This is a genomic window from Hyphomicrobium sp. 802, from assembly GCF_000526135.1.
In the GTDB taxonomy this organism is placed as follows: domain Bacteria; phylum Pseudomonadota; class Alphaproteobacteria; order Rhizobiales; family Hyphomicrobiaceae; genus Hyphomicrobium_B.
Map to the genome: position 1 here is coordinate 1,183,973 of NZ_JAFM01000001.1, position 16,716 is coordinate 1,200,688.

At 59.1% G+C, this 16,716-nt stretch carries 17 protein-coding genes; 8 read left to right on the top strand and 9 right to left on the bottom strand.

Going from position 1 to position 16,716, the window contains the following annotated elements; all coding sequences use genetic code 11:
• Positions 1-272 precede the first annotated feature (272 nt).
• Positions 273-1,709 carry a TadE/TadG family type IV pilus assembly protein gene (locus tag HYP802_RS0105885; protein ID WP_024275332.1) on the top strand — a complete coding sequence of 479 codons (1,437 nt, stop codon included), beginning with the start codon at positions 273-275 and terminating at the stop codon, positions 1,707-1,709.
• 100 nt (positions 1,710-1,809) lie between these two features.
• On the opposite strand, the gene HYP802_RS0105890 is transcribed toward HYP802_RS0105885, so the two are convergent.
• From HYP802_RS0105890 to HYP802_RS0105910, 5 genes are all read right to left on the bottom strand, one after another.
• Positions 1,810-2,115 carry an HPr family phosphocarrier protein gene (locus HYP802_RS0105890; RefSeq protein ID WP_013946206.1) on the bottom strand — a complete coding sequence of 102 codons (306 nt, stop codon included), beginning with the start codon at positions 2,113-2,115 and terminating at the stop codon, positions 1,810-1,812.
• A gap of 9 nt (positions 2,116-2,124) precedes the next feature.
• Positions 2,125-2,526, bottom strand: coding sequence for a PTS sugar transporter subunit IIA (locus HYP802_RS0105895; protein WP_013946207.1), 402 nt, complete (start codon positions 2,524-2,526; stop codon positions 2,125-2,127).
• A gap of 116 nt (positions 2,527-2,642) precedes the next feature.
• Positions 2,643-3,113: an HPr kinase/phosphatase C-terminal domain-containing protein gene (locus HYP802_RS0105900; protein ID WP_024275333.1), complete on the bottom strand. Its 471-nt coding sequence runs from the start codon at positions 3,111-3,113 to the stop codon at positions 2,643-2,645.
• Entirely contained in the window at positions 3,097-4,947 is a 1,851-nt protein-coding gene (locus tag HYP802_RS0105905) for a stimulus-sensing domain-containing protein (RefSeq protein WP_024275334.1), read from the bottom strand. Before HYP802_RS0105905 ends, HYP802_RS0105900 begins: the two co-directional genes overlap by 17 nt.
• Positions 4,948-4,974: 27 nt before the next feature.
• Complete coding sequence (locus HYP802_RS0105910) at positions 4,975-5,679, bottom strand: response regulator transcription factor (RefSeq protein WP_024275335.1); 705 nt, start codon at positions 5,677-5,679, stop codon at positions 4,975-4,977.
• 498 nt (positions 5,680-6,177) lie between these two features.
• On the opposite strand from HYP802_RS0105910, the gene HYP802_RS0105915 reads away from it, so the two are divergent.
• Together HYP802_RS0105915 and HYP802_RS0105920 are read left to right on the top strand one after the other, a co-directional pair.
• Positions 6,178-7,767, top strand: coding sequence for a phosphoenolpyruvate carboxykinase (locus HYP802_RS0105915; RefSeq protein ID WP_024275336.1), 1,590 nt, complete (start codon positions 6,178-6,180; stop codon positions 7,765-7,767).
• A gap of 104 nt (positions 7,768-7,871) precedes the next feature.
• Complete coding sequence (locus tag HYP802_RS0105920; RefSeq protein ID WP_024275337.1) at positions 7,872-8,543, top strand: dienelactone hydrolase family protein; 672 nt, start codon at positions 7,872-7,874, stop codon at positions 8,541-8,543.
• A 67-nt stretch (positions 8,544-8,610) separates the two neighbouring features.
• Here HYP802_RS0105920 and pyrE read toward each other — a convergent pair whose 3' ends face one another.
• Positions 8,611-9,189, bottom strand: coding sequence for an orotate phosphoribosyltransferase (pyrE, locus tag HYP802_RS0105925; protein ID WP_013946214.1), 579 nt, complete (start codon positions 9,187-9,189; stop codon positions 8,611-8,613).
• 59 nt (positions 9,190-9,248) lie between these two features.
• Here pyrE and HYP802_RS0105930 point away from each other — a divergent pair, with 59 nt between their 5' ends.
• From HYP802_RS0105930 to HYP802_RS0105945, 4 genes are all read left to right on the top strand, one after another.
• Entirely contained in the window at positions 9,249-11,021 is a 1,773-nt protein-coding gene (locus HYP802_RS0105930; RefSeq protein WP_013946215.1) for a glycosyltransferase family 39 protein, read from the top strand.
• An 88-nt stretch (positions 11,022-11,109) separates the two neighbouring features.
• Positions 11,110-11,811 (top strand): TlpA disulfide reductase family protein, encoded by a 702-nt coding sequence (locus HYP802_RS22125; protein ID WP_013946216.1) that lies wholly within the window; start codon positions 11,110-11,112, stop codon positions 11,809-11,811.
• A complete protein-coding gene (locus tag HYP802_RS0105940) occupies positions 11,811-12,713 on the top strand; it encodes a formate/nitrite transporter family protein (protein ID WP_013946218.1) in 903 nt (300 codons plus the stop codon). The genes HYP802_RS22125 and HYP802_RS0105940 overlap by 1 nt, the downstream gene beginning before the upstream one ends.
• A gap of 71 nt (positions 12,714-12,784) precedes the next feature.
• Positions 12,785-13,768: an HAD family hydrolase gene (locus tag HYP802_RS0105945; RefSeq protein ID WP_013946219.1), complete on the top strand. Its 984-nt coding sequence runs from the start codon at positions 12,785-12,787 to the stop codon at positions 13,766-13,768.
• A 127-nt stretch (positions 13,769-13,895) separates the two neighbouring features.
• On the opposite strand, the gene HYP802_RS24095 is transcribed toward HYP802_RS0105945, so the two are convergent.
• From HYP802_RS24095 to HYP802_RS0105970, 3 genes are all read right to left on the bottom strand, one after another.
• On the bottom strand, positions 13,896-14,024 hold the full coding sequence (locus HYP802_RS24095) for a hypothetical protein (protein WP_013946220.1): 129 nt from the start codon (positions 14,022-14,024) through the stop codon (positions 13,896-13,898).
• 190 nt (positions 14,025-14,214) lie between these two features.
• Positions 14,215-14,619 (bottom strand): hypothetical protein, encoded by a 405-nt coding sequence (locus tag HYP802_RS23520; RefSeq protein WP_155831157.1) that lies wholly within the window; start codon positions 14,617-14,619, stop codon positions 14,215-14,217.
• 448 nt (positions 14,620-15,067) lie between these two features.
• Positions 15,068-15,439 carry a hypothetical protein gene (locus tag HYP802_RS0105970; protein ID WP_155831159.1) on the bottom strand — a complete coding sequence of 124 codons (372 nt, stop codon included), beginning with the start codon at positions 15,437-15,439 and terminating at the stop codon, positions 15,068-15,070.
• A gap of 660 nt (positions 15,440-16,099) precedes the next feature.
• On the opposite strand from HYP802_RS0105970, the gene HYP802_RS0105980 reads away from it, so the two are divergent.
• A complete protein-coding gene (locus HYP802_RS0105980; RefSeq protein ID WP_013946224.1) occupies positions 16,100-16,642 on the top strand; it encodes an SgcJ/EcaC family oxidoreductase in 543 nt (180 codons plus the stop codon).
• Positions 16,643-16,716 lie beyond the last annotated feature (74 nt).

A 16,716-nucleotide genomic window follows, 5' to 3' on the forward strand; every position in this document is an offset into this window, starting at 1 on the left:
CCGGGTTGCTATAGCGAACTCACCCTCGCCGCGCAATAACATATAAACAAGTCTTTATGTCTTTTCCGCGCCGCGCGCCCCGGGGGTGACGGATCCACCAAGATTTTCTGGTAAATGAAGTCTTGTATTTCTAAATATAATTGGTTTTTTATTTAAACTTCTTAAGTAATTTCGTGTTAATCTCATAAATAATTAAAAATTAGCGCATTAATTTCCTATAAATCTATCCGCCCGCAATGTGACGCCCAAGTATATTTCCGTGGAGGCGGATAATGAAGTGCGCGTTGGTATGGCGTAGTGCACTGAACTCGGGGCGCAGCGTCTGGGCGGTCTTGGCAAGCAGGAAGCGGTGGGCCGCACTCGGTTCCGATGAGCGCGGAAGCGTCGCGATCATCTTCGGACTTACGATTTTCGTTCTTTTTGCAATGATCGGCTTGGCTGTCGATTACGCGCGTTTCGTCAACGCACGTTCGCAGACGATTGCCGCGACGGACGCAGCCGTGCTCGCCGGAGCGCGGGCTTTGCAATCAAATGGGGGCGATCAGGCGGCTGCTGTTCAGGTCGCGGAGACGTATTATCAGCAGGGTGTCAAAAGCCGCATCAAGGTGGTTCCACTGTCCGACAATATCAATTTCTTCGTGTCCGACAACGGCACGGCGATGTCGACGACGGGCAATGCGCGGATCTCGACACCATTCATGCACTTGGCATTTGGGTTGGGTGGAACCGAGTCGTCGACTTTGCCCCTACTTCGCGCGGACGGATCGGACTATTCGAAAGCTGTGTTGGCTGTGGGCGGCAATGGCGAGCAGAGTCTCGAAGTCAGCTTGATGCTGGACATCACGGGCTCTATGCAGGGACAGAAGCTCACGGATCTCAAGTCTGCGGCGAGCGACCTCGTCAACATCGTGGTCTGGAAGGATCAGAGCCAATACACGTCGAGAATCGCGATTGTACCGTTTGCGGAAGACGTTCGTTTGCCGACTTCTGCGTTCAAGCTCGCGACTGGAACGACCTCGACGTCATATCCGTGCGTTGTGGAGCGCACAGGGACGAAGAAGTATACAGACGATGGCCCGAAATCCGGTCAGTATGTAATGGTTCACCAAGAGCAGTACACATCAGGCAAGGGCAAAAATAAAACGACGTATTATCAGCCAACCTGCAACTTAACTAGCAGCGGCGTCGCAGCGCTTCCATTGACGAGCGATACAACGACGTTGCTCAATAAAATTAGTTCGTTGAGCACCTATGGCGGCACGGCTGGTCAAATTGGTACGGCCTGGGCGTGGTACATGCTGTCGCCGAACTGGTCGTCGCTTTGGCCAAATAGTGCGCCGGCGGCTTATGGCACAGAGAAATTGAGAAAGATCGCCGTTTTGATGACGGACGGCGACTATAACTCGCAATACGATTCGAACGGCTATTCGGTCGATTATGGTCAGACTCCGCCCCAATCCAAATGCCCCGATTCCGTAAACGGCTGCTCGTCCGTGCAGGCGAGTAGTTTGTGCACGGCGATGAAGGACAAGGACATCGAAGTCTATACGGTTGGTTTCCAGATCGGCACCGGCACATTGGCGGACACTACGCTCAAAAATTGCGCGACCGATACAAACCACTATTACAACTCATCGACGGGCGATGCGCTCAAGGCTGCGTTCCGCGATATCGCGCTGAAAATTTCGACCCTTTACCTCTCGCAATAACGGGCGAGACATCGGGCACTACTAAAAAAGGGAACGCCCAGGCGTTTCCTTTTTTGTTTGTGCTTGGCGCCTCCGTTCGAGGAGCCGGCTGCCATGTGGATCAGGCGTCGCCGATGCATTCTTCGTCGAAACCGGCTTCGACGAGGTGGACCAAGGCCTGAAGCGCTTCCGGTCCTTGCGGGCCTTCGGCGACGATGTGCAACTCAGATCCGGGTCCAGCGGCAAGCATCATCAGGCCCATGATGGATGTGCCGCCTACCGAATTGCCGTGATGGGTAACCGTGACAGCGGCGTCGAAGCTTTCCGCCAGCTTCACGAACTTTGCCGACGCGCGGGCGTGCAGGCCCTTGACGTTGCGGATGATGACTATGGCTTCCGGTTTCAGGCTATTGGCCAGTTCGGGCATCGCTCGCTCTTAACCGCCAGAGAGTTCTTGGCTCGCAACTTTGATGTATTTCTTGCCGGCGTCGCGGGCCATAATGACAGCTTGGTCGAGAGGTGTCTCGGCGCGAATGCTCGCAAGCTTCACGAGGATCGGCAGGCTTATGCCGGCGATCACTTCGGCCTTCGTTTCATCCATCACCGAGATGGCAAGATTAGAAGGCGTTCCGCCAAACATATCCGTCAGGATGATGACGCCTTTGCCGTTATCGACGCTCTGCACGGCATTCAGAATTTCGAGACGACGCGCTTCCATGTCGTCGTCCGGTCCGATCGCGATCGTTTCGAGCGCTTCTTGTTTTCCGACGACGTGCTCGAGCGCATTGCGAAATTCTTGCGCAAGCCCGCCATGCGTGACGATGACAAGTCCGATCATGTGCGACGGGCCATTTCAGTACCATTCAGCGGAGCCGATTGTAGCTTCGCCGTTTGGCGCGGAAAGTGGCAAGTGTTTGCCGTCGGTGCAAGAGGTTTCTGGATCGACATCGAACCTTACGGCGCAAAACGTGACCGGGGCGCCATCGTGATTGCTGTCACAAGCTTAAGGGCGCTCGAACTCTCAAATGGATATAGGTGGAGGAGCGGAATTTCGAGCCCTAAAATGCGGATTTCGGGCCAAGGATCAGGATATCTCTCGATGCTGCCGTCGCTGACGAGGTCTGCGACGAGGACGAGATTCGCTTCCGCGATGGCGTCAACCTCCAGGATGCCGAGGCCGCGCACTTCAAGTTTACCGCGTAGGGGCGCGGGCGCACTGGCGACGATGTCAGGGCCTTCCTGCTTTAGTAGGACCTGGTCGTCGGCGACGAGCTTTACGGTGTCGCGAATGAGGCCGGAGATGCCGAGCCCGAGGCAGCGGAATGCGAGGTCGGACTTTCCGGCCCCGGATGCTCCGCGAATGAGCGCGGCGCGGCTGCCGAGGGCGATCGCCGTGCCGTGAACGCGCTCAACTTCGCCAGACAAGCCCGACTCCAACAATGGGAGATAGCGGGAGGCGAACGGTAAAGCGCGCGCCCTTACGCGACTGAGGGTCGTCCTTGCTGCGGTTCTCGGCGAAGATTTCGCCGTTATGGCTGGCGATGATCTCGCGCGAAATCGAAAGCCCAAGTCCGGAATTTTTTCCGCGCTTGGCGTCGGTCAGGGGCCGGTCGCTGTAGAAGCGATCGAAGATTTGTCCGAGCTTATTGGAGGGAATGCCGGGTCCCTCGTCTTCGACGGTGATTTCGACATTGGCGCTGTTGGGTCGGGCACGCACCGTCACCATCGTGCCTTCCGGCGAGAAGGACAGGGCGTTGTCGATCAGGTTCGTGAAAACCTGGCCGAGGCGGCTGTCGTTGCCACGGACCGTGTAGGACGCCGGACCGCCGGGTTCGATAAACAGCCGCAATTTCCGGCTGTCGTCGGCGAGCATGTCGGTGAAAAGCGCGTTGATGTTTTCGAGCACGACCCGAATGTCGATCGGCTGCATTTCCTGGCGAGCCAACTCGGCATCGAGACGTGAGGTGCTGGAAATGTCGTTGATGAGGCGGTTCAGGCGTTTCAGCTCGGCCTGGATCTCTTGGACCAGCTCGGTGCGATCAGTATCGGACTTCGCGTAAGCCAAGGCTTCGGCCGTCGAGCGGGCGGCAGCCAGCGGGTTTTTCAGTTCATGCGCGACGTCGGCCGCGAACTTCTCGCTGGCTTCGATGCGCCGGTAGAGCGCGTTCGTCATAGAGACGAAGGCGCGACCGGTCTGCCCGACTTCGTCGCGGCGGCCCGTCATGTCAGGCAACTGCTCGCGGGCGGAGATGTTCTGTGTCACGCGGTTGGCGGCATCGGAAAGCCTGCGCATGGGGCCAGCGACCGTTCGTTCGAGTACGAGCGAGCTTCCGACGGAAACCACGAGCGCCATCGCGGCGATCTGCAAGATCAGCCAGCGCTCGTCCCAGAGGATGTCGTCAATATCGCCGGGGTTCGTCGAAATCAGCAAAACGCCGAGGATTTTGTTTCCGCGCTTGATCGGCTCGGCCATCGAGACGATTTGCTGTCCGTGGCGATTGAGCAGCAGAATGGGCGTTTCGATACCATTGATCGCAGCGTTGCGGACTTCCGGATAGAGGAAGCCGTTGGCGGTGCCGAGTTCGCGGTAGACCTTCAATTCCTTGTTGATCACCCAATAATGCAGACGCGTCCAGAAATTCTTCAGGCGCGGTGTCGGGTCGTTGGCGTCAGGTGGCGGGTCCGGTTTGTCGTTGCTGTTGGAGAACAACGCGTCGCCGTTGAGGATCAGTGTGCCCTTGGCCGAATAAATACGTGCTTTGAGATCGGCGGGGCCGACAAGCTTTCTCAGAATGATCGCCGCCTGATGCGGGTCGATCGGCAGTTCGAGGGCCGCGAACGCATCATCGCGCTGGGCGCGCAACGGCGCCTTGTCTGGAATGCGGTTGGGATCAAAAATCGCGCGCTCGTTGACGGCGCGGTAGGCGATGGCTTCGGCGGTGATGCGCGAAACAGTTTTGACGACGTCAACCTTGGCGTCGAGCAGCCAGCCGTGATGGAGACTTAAGTAGAGCATTGCGAACAAAAGCCCGGCGAGGCCGAGCAGGTTCGCAAGAAGAATGCGGCGTCGCAGGTTTTTCCCGATGACGCGCGCAATCCAACCTTTCGCCAGCCAGCTACCCGTAGCCGTCGCAGCACGCGCCGCGAAGGCGCGTGCATCAAACTTAGGCCGCGATTTAGCCGTTTCAGGCGCAGCGATCTCGCCCGCGGGGCTTTCAAGCGCTGCCGCTGTCGAGATGTCGTTGCTGTCTAGTGCCATCCCGTCCCCGGTGGCTTATCGGGTCGCTTACTCCTTGAAGCGATAGCCGACGCCATAAAGTGTTTCGATCACATCAAAGTCGTCATCGACCTGCTTGAACTTCTTGCGAAGCCGCTTGATGTGACTGTCGATCGTCCGGTCGTCCACATACACCTGATCGTCGTAGGCAGCATCCATCAATGCGTCGCGCGTCTTGACGACGCCGGGGCGCGTTGCCAGCGCCTGCAGGATCAGAAATTCCGTGACCGTCAGCGTGACGGCCTTGCTATCCCAGTGGCAAGTATGACGCTCGGGATCGAGTTTCAGCTTGCCGCGCTCCAGCACGCGCTTGGCTTCATCTTCGGTGGTCGTGCCGTCCTTGGGCGAAACACGACGGAGCACAGCCTTCACGCGCTCGACGATGAGACGCTGCGAAAATGGCTTCGCGATGTAATCGTCGGCACCCATCTTGAGGCCAAACAGCTCGTCGATTTCCTCGTCCTTGGAAGTCAGGAAAATGACGGGCATCGCGGATTGCTGGCGCACCCGGCGCAGCAATTCCATGCCGTCCATGCGCGGCATCTTGATGTCGAAAATGCCAAGGTCGGCGGGCTCTTCCGTCAGGGCTTCGAGTGCTGAAACACCGTCACCGTAAGTGCGAACCTTGTATCCCTCGGCCTCCAACGCCATCCGCAACGAGGTCAGGATGTTCCGCTCGTCGTCGACGAGTGCGATGGTGCTCTTTTCCTTCATCTTTTCCTCTTCTGCCCCCTCGGCCGCGACGGGAATGCTCGCCATGCCCCTTAGGCGCATATGGCGGCATGGTGTAGCAATTGTGGCGCTCCGATCAAATGGGCTCCGGAGGCTGAATAGTACCTGAATAGGCGACGGGGCCGCTGTCGGCAAGCAATGTGGCGAAATTCGCAGCTTACAAATGCAGAAAAGCGCTTGTTTACGGCCTTTATTCGCCGCATGGTCCGCGTAATGACGACTCTTAGGAATTCTGAGCGGTAACACAGTGTTACCGGTTTTTTCGCGTTCTTATCCCTTTTATCGTCCCAAGTAGGACCTAAGAACGGCTTGAGTTTGCAGCTATCCTCCGCCAACAGCGGGACGATCCCGCCGGAGCGACTTTATTGTGCGGCACAAATGGGCGAGTGGTGCGTTTTTCGCCCATCGATGGTTCGCCGCGCTGGCGTGATTATATGTGCGCTGCGCCGAGAGGCGCTTACCCCAAAGGGCTAAAATCTTATGACCGAGCTGTTTCCCACACTGCCCTCTCAGAAGGTTCGTCGCAATCTCCGCGAGGCCGAGTTGATGGAATTCATCATTCGGCGCGGCGAGGGCCGGCTTGCCGCGAGCGGCGCCGTCGGCGTCGAGACTGGGCAGCACACGGGCCGCTCGGCAGAAGATAAATATATCGTTCGCGACGATCAGACCGATGACGCGATCTGGTGGGACAACGCGAAGGAAATGTCGGAAGAGCAATTCGACCGCCTGCTTGCCGATTTCGTCGGCTTTGCTCGTCACAAGGAACTCTTCGTCCAGGATCTTTATGCCGGCGCCGACGCCGAGCACCGGCTCAACACGCGCGTCGTGACCGAGCACGCTTGGCAATCGCTGTTTATTCGCCATCTGCTTCGGCGGCCTGAAGCGAGCGAGCTTGAGAACTTCCTGCCTGAGTTCACGGTCGTCGATCTGCCGAGCTTTCGCGCCGCGCCGCTCTATCATGGTACGCGGAGCGAAACGGTCATCGCCTGTAACTTCACGAAGCGCATCGTTTTGATTGGCGGCACAAGCTACGCGGGCGAAATCAAGAAGAGCGTGTTCTCGTATCTGAATTATTTGCTGCCGCAGAAGAACGTCATGCCGATGCACTGCTCGGCGAATGTGGGCAGGGACGGCAATTCAGCGGTGTTCTTCGGTTTGTCGGGAACGGGTAAGACGACATTGTCGGCCGATCCGTCGCGGGAGCTTCTCGGTGACGATGAGCATGGTTGGTCGGAAAAGGGCATCTTCAATTTCGAGGGCGGATGCTACGCGAAGACGATCCGGTTGTCGCAGGCCGCCGAGCCGCAGATCTGGGCGGCGTCCAACCGCTTCGCCACGGTTCTTGAAAACGTCGTGATTGATCCGGAGACGCGTATTCCGGATTTTGACGACAATCGCTTGGCTGAGAATTCTCGCTCGGCCTATCCCTTGGATGCCATCGCCAACGCAAGCCCGACAGGGACGGCCGGACATCCAAAGAACATCGTGATGCTGACGGCCGATGCGTTCGGCGTGCTACCGCCGATTGCGAAGCTGACGCCGAGTCAGGCGATGTATCATTTCCTTTCAGGCTTCACGGCGAAGGTTGCGGGCACGGAGAAGGGCATGGGCTCGGAGCCGAAGCCGACCTTCTCAACGTGCTTTGGTGCGCCATTCATGCCGCGCCATCCGAGTGTCTACGGCAACCTGCTGCGTCAGCTCATTGCTGAACATGGCGTCGATTGCTGGCTCGTCAACACGGGCTGGACCGGCGGCAAGTACGGCGATGGTTCACGCATGCCGATCAAGGTGACGCGCGGCCTGCTCAATGCGGCGCTTTCCGGCACGTTGAAAGAACAGCCGATGCGGGTCGATCCGGTGTTCGGTTTCGCTGTCCCGGTGGCGATGGACGGGATCGATCAGAAGCTCCTCAATCCGCGCCAGACGTGGGCCGATCCGAAAGCCTACGATGCCATGGCGTCTAAGCTCGCACAGATGTTCCACGATAACTTCGCGAAGTTTGCGGCTTACGTCGACGCCGAGGTCATGAAGGCAAGCCCCGTCGTGCAGCCGGGTATCGCGGCGGAATAACGCGCGTTGCGCTCGAGGCGGGGCACGTGCGTCGCCTCGGGCGTTGATCATCCGCGTTGCGATGCCTAAGAAAGGCGCGCCGGCAGAAACTGGAGCGTCAGAGCATGGGCACCCGTATTCCTTTCACACGTCCCGACGGCAAGACGGCCGAGGGTTACCTTTCGCTCGCAGGCACCGCGAATGCGCCGGGCGTTGTCGTCATCCAGGAATGGTGGGGACTGCAAGAACAGATCAAGGGTCTGTGCGATCGCTTTGCGCTTCTCGGTTACGATGCGCTTGCGCCGGACCTCTATGCCGGAACCGTTATTCCCTATCATGATAGCGAAGGCGCTTTGCGCGAGATGCAGTCGCTGAACTTCCTCGACGCGTGCGATCAGGTTGTGCGCGGCGCAGCGCAGTTTCTGTTGAAGTCGAGCCCACAGGTTGCGGTGGCTGGGTTCTGCATGGGCGGTGCCGTTACGGTGCTGGCGGCGTGCCGCGTTCCGGAGTTTGCCGCGGCGGTTTCGTTCTATGGCCTGCCGCCGGATGCGGTCGCGAAGCCAGCGGATGTGAAAATTCCGCTGCAGGGGCATTTTGCAAATAGCGATGATTTCGTGACGCCTGAGAACGTCAATGCGTTCGAGGCGGGGTTGAAGGCGGCTGGCAAGGCGTTCGAGTTCTACCGCTATGATGCAAGCCACGCGTTCATGAACGAGCAGCGCTCCGTTCATGATCGTCACTGTGCCGAGCTTGCGTGGGAGCGCACGAGCGCATTTCTGAAGCAGACGCTCGGGTAGGCTGGAGCTTCTGTGACTTTAATGGCTGAGAGTTCCCTCATCCTCGGGTCGGCCCCGAGGATGACGATTACTTCTTGAAATCAGCCAGCGTCAGCAGCGGTTCGAAATTCAGGCCGGCGGTGGCGAAGGTTTCGGCTGCACCGTCCAAGCGGTCGACGATGGTGATGACGCGCACGATGTCGGCGCCGGCCGCTTTCAATGCGTCAGCCGCTTTCAAGGCTGAGCCGCCGGTCGTCGTGACATCTTCGACGACGACGATTTTCTTGCCGGCCATGCTTTCGCCCTTCGCCAGTCCCTCGACCAGCGCTTGCGTGCCATGTTCCTTGACCTGCTTGCGCACGAAGAAGGCGGGCAGCTTTCGCCCTTCGGTAAAAGCAACGGCCGCCACGCTCGATGCAATCGGCACGGCGCCCATTTCCAGGCCGCCAATGAGATCGACGTCGGTACCTTCGAGTTGATCGAGGATCAGCGATGCGACCAGATAGGCCCCTTCGCTATCGAGCATCGTCGGTTTCATATTAAAGTAAAAAGTCGATGTTTTACCTGACGCGAGCTTGAATTCCGGCCCCTCCTGGAAGGACCGCGACTTAATGAGCTCGATAAGTCGCGCCCGGCGGGTGGCGCGGTCGGCCGATTTTCCTGGCATTCGGACAGAAGCCCTTGCGTTTTGTCGTTCGGATGCGCAAACACCCGAGTTCCGAAGGCATGTCAAGTTTCGAGGGGGCAGAGGCAGTGGATCGCCAGCGCACGATGTGGACCTGGTGGGCGACTTTGACGGAGCGACCGTGGTTGCCGTCACTGGCGCTTCTGGCGCTGTGTGCCGTCGTCTATTTGCCGGGTCTCGTGCGCCTGCCGCCCGTCGATCGCACGGAAATCATTTGGTCGGAGACGACCCGGGCAATGGTCGACCGCGGCGACTGGACGAGCCCGCGGTTTGGCGACGTCGTGCACCAATATCGCCCGATCGGCACGTTCTGGGCACAAGGTGCGGCGCGATGGCTGGCGGGACCAGCGCATGATCGCGACATTACCGTCTATCGCATTCCGTCGTTTCTGGCGGTGACGTTGGCAGTCCTCGCGCTGTTTTGGCTGGCGCGCGGATTGGTTGGAGCGGAGACCGCGCTGATTGCGTCGGCGCTGTTTGCGGTTGCGCCGTTGACGGTGCTCGTCTCGCAACTTGCCATTGCCGAGGGGCTGTCGCTGTTACCTGCGACGGTGGCGATGCTGGCGCTCGCGCGCATTTATACCAATGAGGAAGAGCCGATCGGAACGGCGCTGCTGTTCTGGGTCGCGGTCGGTATCGGTATTCTCATTAATGCGCTTCTGGTTCCGATCCTTGTTCTGGCGACGCTGATCGCGCTTTACGTTTTTGATCGCGAACTATCTTGGCTGAAGCGGTTACGCCCGGTCCTTGGCGTGCCGATAGCGCTGGTGCTCGGCGCGCCCTGGTTGTTGGTGCGTGCGCATCAGGACGGCGTGGCGTTTTCGGGTCTGAGCTGGAGGGAGTTTCTTGCCGCGCTCGGCGGTGCGCAGGACATGAAGCTTCGCGCTTTTCCCGGCACGTTTGTTCTGGCGCTGTTGCTTGGTTTCATCCCTGGAACGATGCTGCTCGGTACCGCCGTCAAACGGTTCTGGGCCGAACGCGAGCAACAGCGATTGCCGCGTTTCCTGCTCGCCTGGGTCATCGGATACCTGATTTATCTCGAAGCGCTGTCATCGAAGCCCGGCACCTACATGGTGCAGACGATGTTTCCGGCACTGGCGCTCGCTGTGGCGATGGTCGTGACGAGTGAGCGGGGCGACGGCAAGCAGCCCGAATGGAGCGGCTTCTGGATCTGGCCGACCGCGCTCGCGGCGCTGCCGTTGGCGATTTTCGCAGCTATCTATGCCTTCGTCGGCGAGCTGCCGGGCCTTGTCGCCATGGTCCTTATCGCCATCATCGCGTCGCTCTTCATCTGGACCGGCCAGCTTGGCCGTGAGGGGCATTTGCGGCGCTGGGCCGCGGTGGGCGTTTCCGCGCTCGGACTGTTCGGAGTGACGCTGCTGGGCGTCGTGCTGCCCAGCATCGACAGGATCTGGCCGGCGCAGATGATCGCGACGGCCATTGCCGCCTGTCCGAAGCAGGATGCGGTCATGATCGGGTATCGCGAACCGTCGGGCCGGTTTCTTCTCGACATTCCGCCCGACCGGCAAACGCCGGATGCATTGGCTGAGCGTTTTGCAGCCAATACACCGACGTTGTCGATTGTCGAAGACCGGTGGGCGAAACGGACGAACTGGGCGCTTCAGTCAAAATCGCAAGAACGCCTGGCGCAGCCCACGGGATGTGTTTCGGCTTACAACGTGATGCGCGGCTGCCCGCTCTATTTTCGCATTTATTCGCCTAACCCCGCGGAACCCTGCACCATGCCGGCGGCGTTTTCCTGTTCCGAGAAGACGGCGCCTATCGGCTTCGAGAAATCAGGCGACTGCGACTGAAGTACCGAATATCCGGGCCGGAAGCCCCTGCGCAGAGGGCGGCTGCGGTGTTATATAACCGACAGATCAACCGAGGATTGTTTCAAAAATGTTCAACCCGGAACGCCCACCCGAGATTGTCGCCCAGCGTTGGCTGAACTCGGATTCAAAGCGCACGTTGAAAGCCGAGAAGGGCAAAGTCATCGTCGTTGCCGTTTGGCAGCTCGTCTGTCCGGGCTCGCAGAAATTCGGCCTGCCGCAGGCGATGCGCCTGCGCGGAGCGTTCGAAGAGAACGAAGTGGCGGTCTTTGGACTTCACATGCCGTTCGAGCGGCTCGACGAGCAGACGCCGGAGAAGGTCGAAGCCTATCTGAACGAGAACGGCATCACCATTCCGGTTGCGCTCGACAAGCCGAACGGCGACGGTTTGCCGGAGACGATGAAGGCCTATGAACTGCAAGGCACGCCTGCGCTGCTGCTGTTCGATCGGCAGGGGCGCCTGCGCCGGCACTATCTCGGTGCGGTCGATGATTTTCGCCTTGGCGCCGAAGTGATGGCGCTGTTGATCGAGGATAAGGACAGCCCGCGCGAGATGTCGATTGCACTCGAGCGCAAGCTTGCGGCGGCGCTCGTCGATCCGGAAGCGCATCACCATCATGAGCATGGCGACGAATGTGGCTGCGGACACGATCATAGCCACGACCATGGACATGACCATGATCACCATCATCACGGGCATGATCACGACCACGATCATGGCGTTGCGCACGGGCTTCCTGGCCATGTGCATGGCCCGGATTGCAAGCACTGATGGCAGCTAAACCTCCGAAAGACGAGGTGGAGACCGCGCAGGAGGAAAAACCCTCCAAATCGAACGATCCGTCGCCGGGCTCCGGACTTAGCCGCAAGGAGAAGCAGCAGGTCCGCGAAGGCGTGCGCCATCGCCCGGCGGTCGTCTATGAGATCATCCGCGTGCAGGGCGAGATCGAGCTTCGGCGGCCGGTTTCGGCGCTGTGGTGGTCGGGCGTGGCCGCGGGCATTTCGATCGGCTTTTCGTTTCTGACGGAAGCGGCGATTGCCGCGCATCTGCCCGCAGGTGGATCGAGCGAGGTTATTGCCAAGCTCGGATATGCCGTCGGCTTCCTGATTGTCATTCTCGGGCATCAACAGCTTTTTACCGAAAACGTGCTGACGGCCGTTCTGCCGATCATGGCGCGCAAGCAGCTGCACTGGGTTTTGCGGATGGTGCGCCTGTGGGGCATCGTGCTCGCGGCGAACATCGTCGGCTGTTTGATCTTCGCGATGGCGATGGCCTTCCTGCCGATCGTGCCGGCCGCCGTCGCGACGGCGATGAGCGAGATCGTCGGCAGGGTCATGGCCAATACACCTGGCGAGATGTTCGCCAAGGGCATCGGCGCGGGGTGGATCATCGCGGCGCTCGTCTGGATCTTGTCATCGACGGAGCACGTCGAGTTTCTGATCATCACTCTGCTGACGTATCTAATCGCGCTGTTCGGCTTTACGCACATTGTCGCCGGAAGCGCGGAAGCGATCTACGGCGTGCTGACGGGCACCACGACGCTTGAGAATGCGGTGTTCCGTTTCTTCATGCCGACGCTGGCAGGCAATGTTTTTGGCGGTACCGTTCTGTTTTCGGTGCTGAGCTACGCGCAGGTTCGCGAGGAAATCTACGCCGATCCGGACGGGAAATAGCCGTCCGACTTTCTTGTGCCACCCGAATCACGTTTCTCTCCGCTCTACAAGTCGAGAGCGGAGAGAGGCTCATGGTCGAGCGGGTTGGTGGAAGGCAGGGGAACGGCGTAGCCGGGCGGCTTGCGGAACGCGAGACGAATGCGTCCGGGAAAAGCCCTCCACGCGCGCGAGCCAAGGCCGCCGCGACCGGTCGGCTCCGCGAAGCAGAGTCGGCCACGGCAAACAAGAAAGTCATCGCGCTGGTCTATGACTTCGACGGCACGCTGTCGCCGAAGCCGATGCAGGAATATGCGTTCCTACCGAAGCTCGGCATCGAGCCGAAAGAGTTCTGGTCCGAGTGCACGCGCATCGCCAAGGCGGAGCGCGCCGACGCCCTGATCACTTACATGCACCTGATGTACAAGAAGGCGAAGGAGAAGAACGTCCGCATCGATCGCGCCGATCTCGTCGCCCAGGGCAAGACGGTCGAACTGTATCCCGGCGTCGAGGCATGGTTCGACGCGATGCACGCCTATGTGAAGAAGCGCGCGGGCGACGCGGAAATCTCGGTGAAGCATTATCTCGTGTCGTCAGGGCTGACGGAGATCATCGAGGGCACGAAGATTTATCGGCACTTCGCCAACGTGTTCGCGAGCGAATATTGGTTCGACGCTTACGACCTGCCGTTTCCGAAGCGCGTGATTTCCGATACCGGCAAGACGCAGTTTCTGTTTCGCATCAACAAGGGCATCGAGGATCTCGGCCGCAGCATCAACATGCACATGCCCGAGGAGGAGCGGCCCATTCCGTTTTCGAACTTCATCTATTTCGGCGACGGCGACACGGACGTGCCGTCGATGGCGCTTCTGAAAAAGAACGGCGGCCACGCGATTGCGGTGCACGGGGCGGACGAGAGCGAGACGAAGTGCATCGAGCTTTTCAAGGCCGGGCGCTGCGATTTCTACGCCAGCGCCGATTACCGCAAAGGCTCCGACTTATGGAAGCGGACGTGCCTGCTTCTTGATCGCATCATCGCGGATGTGAAAGTGCAGGAAGAGGCGCGGGGGTTGGGTTAGGAAACCTCTCTTCGTCATCCCGGCGAAGGCCGGGATCCAGCCAAATATTGAAAAAATTAGAAATCGATTGGCTTGCCTGGACCCCGACCTGCGTCGGGGTGACGGTGTTGAGTTTTGACTACTTCAATTAACGCCCCTCGATCTTGATGCCCGGCAGATCGACTTTCACTTTCGTCTGGTTCGCGTCCCAGAGGAGATAGCCGAGGACGACGACAGCGACGGCAAGTATTCCGATCATGACTGATTTGGTGTCCACAGGCTGCGTCTCCTGAAGCTTTCTGATTTCAACCGTTGACGCATCAATCGCCTTGGCGGCGGTGTGGTGTCAAGTGCGCGGCGTGACGATCGTTTTTCTCGACGGCTTCTGTTGCGCGCAAACAAAAACGGCCCCGTGCAAGGGCGGGGCCGTCGAAACTTTCGTGTGTGCTTCGCACGTTCAGATTACATCAGTAGCAGACCCACACGAAGCGGCCATAGTACGGCGACCAGCGCCAGCAGGTGCCAACACCGTAGGCCCACCAGCGGCCACCCCAATAACGGCCGCGACCACCGTACCAGCGACCACCGCGCCAGTAACGGCCACCACGCCAGGCACGGCCACCGCGCCAGTATCGTCCGCCGCGCCAGGCACGCCCGCCGTTCCAGTGGCGCCCGCCGCCGCGGAAATGCCGTCCGCCGCGGAACCCGCCACCACGAAATCCGCCACCGCCTCGTCTCACTTGGTCGATGCCGTTGTGCTCAGCCGCTTGCGTGCGGAGAGCCGAGTTTGCGAAATTTGGTTGAGCTTCGGCAATGAGCGGCATCGACAACGCCGTCATCATCGCCATCACATATACAATTATGCGTCTCATTGTGGCTCCTTGGTTTTATTTGGGGCGCAATCGAAGTGACCAAGGCTGATAAGACCGGTGATCGCTCAACGGCGTTTATCCGCCGTAGTTCTTTAAATTTAATAGCACGATTACCTCGGGCTGAATGCGCGAGTGTGTAAATCGAGCGGCCGATTTCGACGTGAATTTCGTTAAGAAAATATCGTCATTGCAGCGCGATATGATGTTGTGATGCATCAAATTCCGAATAAGCGGCGAAGGAAGCCACGACTGGCGCGGGCTGCCGCTTCTTTCCGGCGCCGCTCAACAAAGTCACGGCGATGATCTCGCAGTTCGAGAAAGACCTTGATCTCGATATGTGGTGAATGGCCGGTACAGGTCGCTCATCATAGTGGCGCGAAAAAAAAAACGGCCCTGCGTGAGCAGGGCCGTCGAAACGTTCATGCGTGCTTCGCACGTTCAGGTGACGTCAGTAGCAGACCCACACGAAGCGGTCATAGTACGGCGACCAGCGCCAGCACGAACCGACGCCATAGGCCCACCAGCGTCCACGCCACCAGCGACGGTGACCATGCCAGTGGCCGCGACGCCAATGACGTCCCGCCCAGTGACGACCGCCACGCCAATGGTGACCACGCCAATGACCACGATGGCCCCAGTGGCGTCCGCCGCGGAAGTGATGGCCGCGAAAACCGCGATGGCCGCGGAAGTGATGACCGCCGCCATGATGTCTGCCGAAGTGGTGACCGCCGCCGTGATGGCCTCCGTGTCTCGCTTCGGCGATGACCGGCACTGCCATGGCCGTCATCAACGCCATCACGAATATGATTATGCGTTTCATTGTGGCTCCTTGGGTATTTTTCAGGGGTGCGACTGAAGCGTCGTATACCGACATGATCGGTATCCGCTCAACGGCGTTCATCCGCTGCAGTTCCACAAAACGGATGCACGATTAACTGGGGATGAACCGCAGTGGGAAAATGCACGTGATGCGACGGATTCCGGCTGCGGGTCCGTTATGCAAAATCCCGGAATTTTATGTGCATCGCGAAGCTGTGTGCTGCATCAGATACCAAAGAGCCGACGGAAGGAACCGCGATTTGCGCCGCCGCTAAAGGTGCATTCAGAGCCTCTCGTCGGGAGTGAAATTTCGTCATGGCTCGTCGGTCTGCGCTTGGATGGGAGCGCCCGTCAAAGGCATGCAACGGCTGTGCAGCTGCGTCTTATGGTGCGCATGTCGACCGAGTTCGACCGAAGCTGGAGAAAATCGCAATCATGGCCGTCCGAAAGTGCAATTGAAACGATAGGGCTCGCGCCGTCGAAACATACTTGCGAACTGACGTCATCGGCATCTGCGTTTAAAAATAAACTCAAATGCAGGAAATTGATTTAGCGCAGTGTAGTAAGGGTTTGTGCAGCGTACCTAAGGCATGAATAGCCGATTACGGTCAGGAAATCGCGACGGGGATAGCCTTCGAGGGAAGGATAGGGACGTATCGCCATGATCTCTTCGCTGCCCATAGATACCATCACAAGGTCCATTGTTTTTCGCTTTGCCATGACGGCTTTCGTCGCGGCCGCGCTTCTTATTCCGCGCGCGGTTCACGCCGACGAATTGGATTGCACCACGCCGACGCCGCAGGTGATTTCGCAATTGTTCGATAGCTGGAATTCGGCTGTCGCGTCCGGATCAGCGGACAAGCTTGCAAATTTCTATGCGGATGATGCGACGTTGATCCCCGCGAAAGCGTCGGCCCCGCTGGTCGGAAAAGACGCCATTCGGAATTTTTACGCCGGACTGCTCGCCCGGCATCCGCAGCCGGTCGTTGTCAAGATGACTGTGACGCCGGGATGCAATTCGGCTGTCGCGAGTGGCTTCATTCTCTATCGCGTGACCGGTGCTCGTAAGGGCACGCGCGATTTGTTGGGTGGGCCGTTTGCCGCCGAGTTCGCGCTGCAGAACGGGAACTGGCGGATCGTGAAGCATACGCTCGGCGGCGACGAGAGAAAGCTCGATCAGCCGCTTGAAAGCTCAATGCTTTAACGGCCGCATCGCCCCGCTTGCTGTGCGTGTAACGCACTCGTTGCTCCATGCGAATGCCTTTCAAGGCTTTGCAT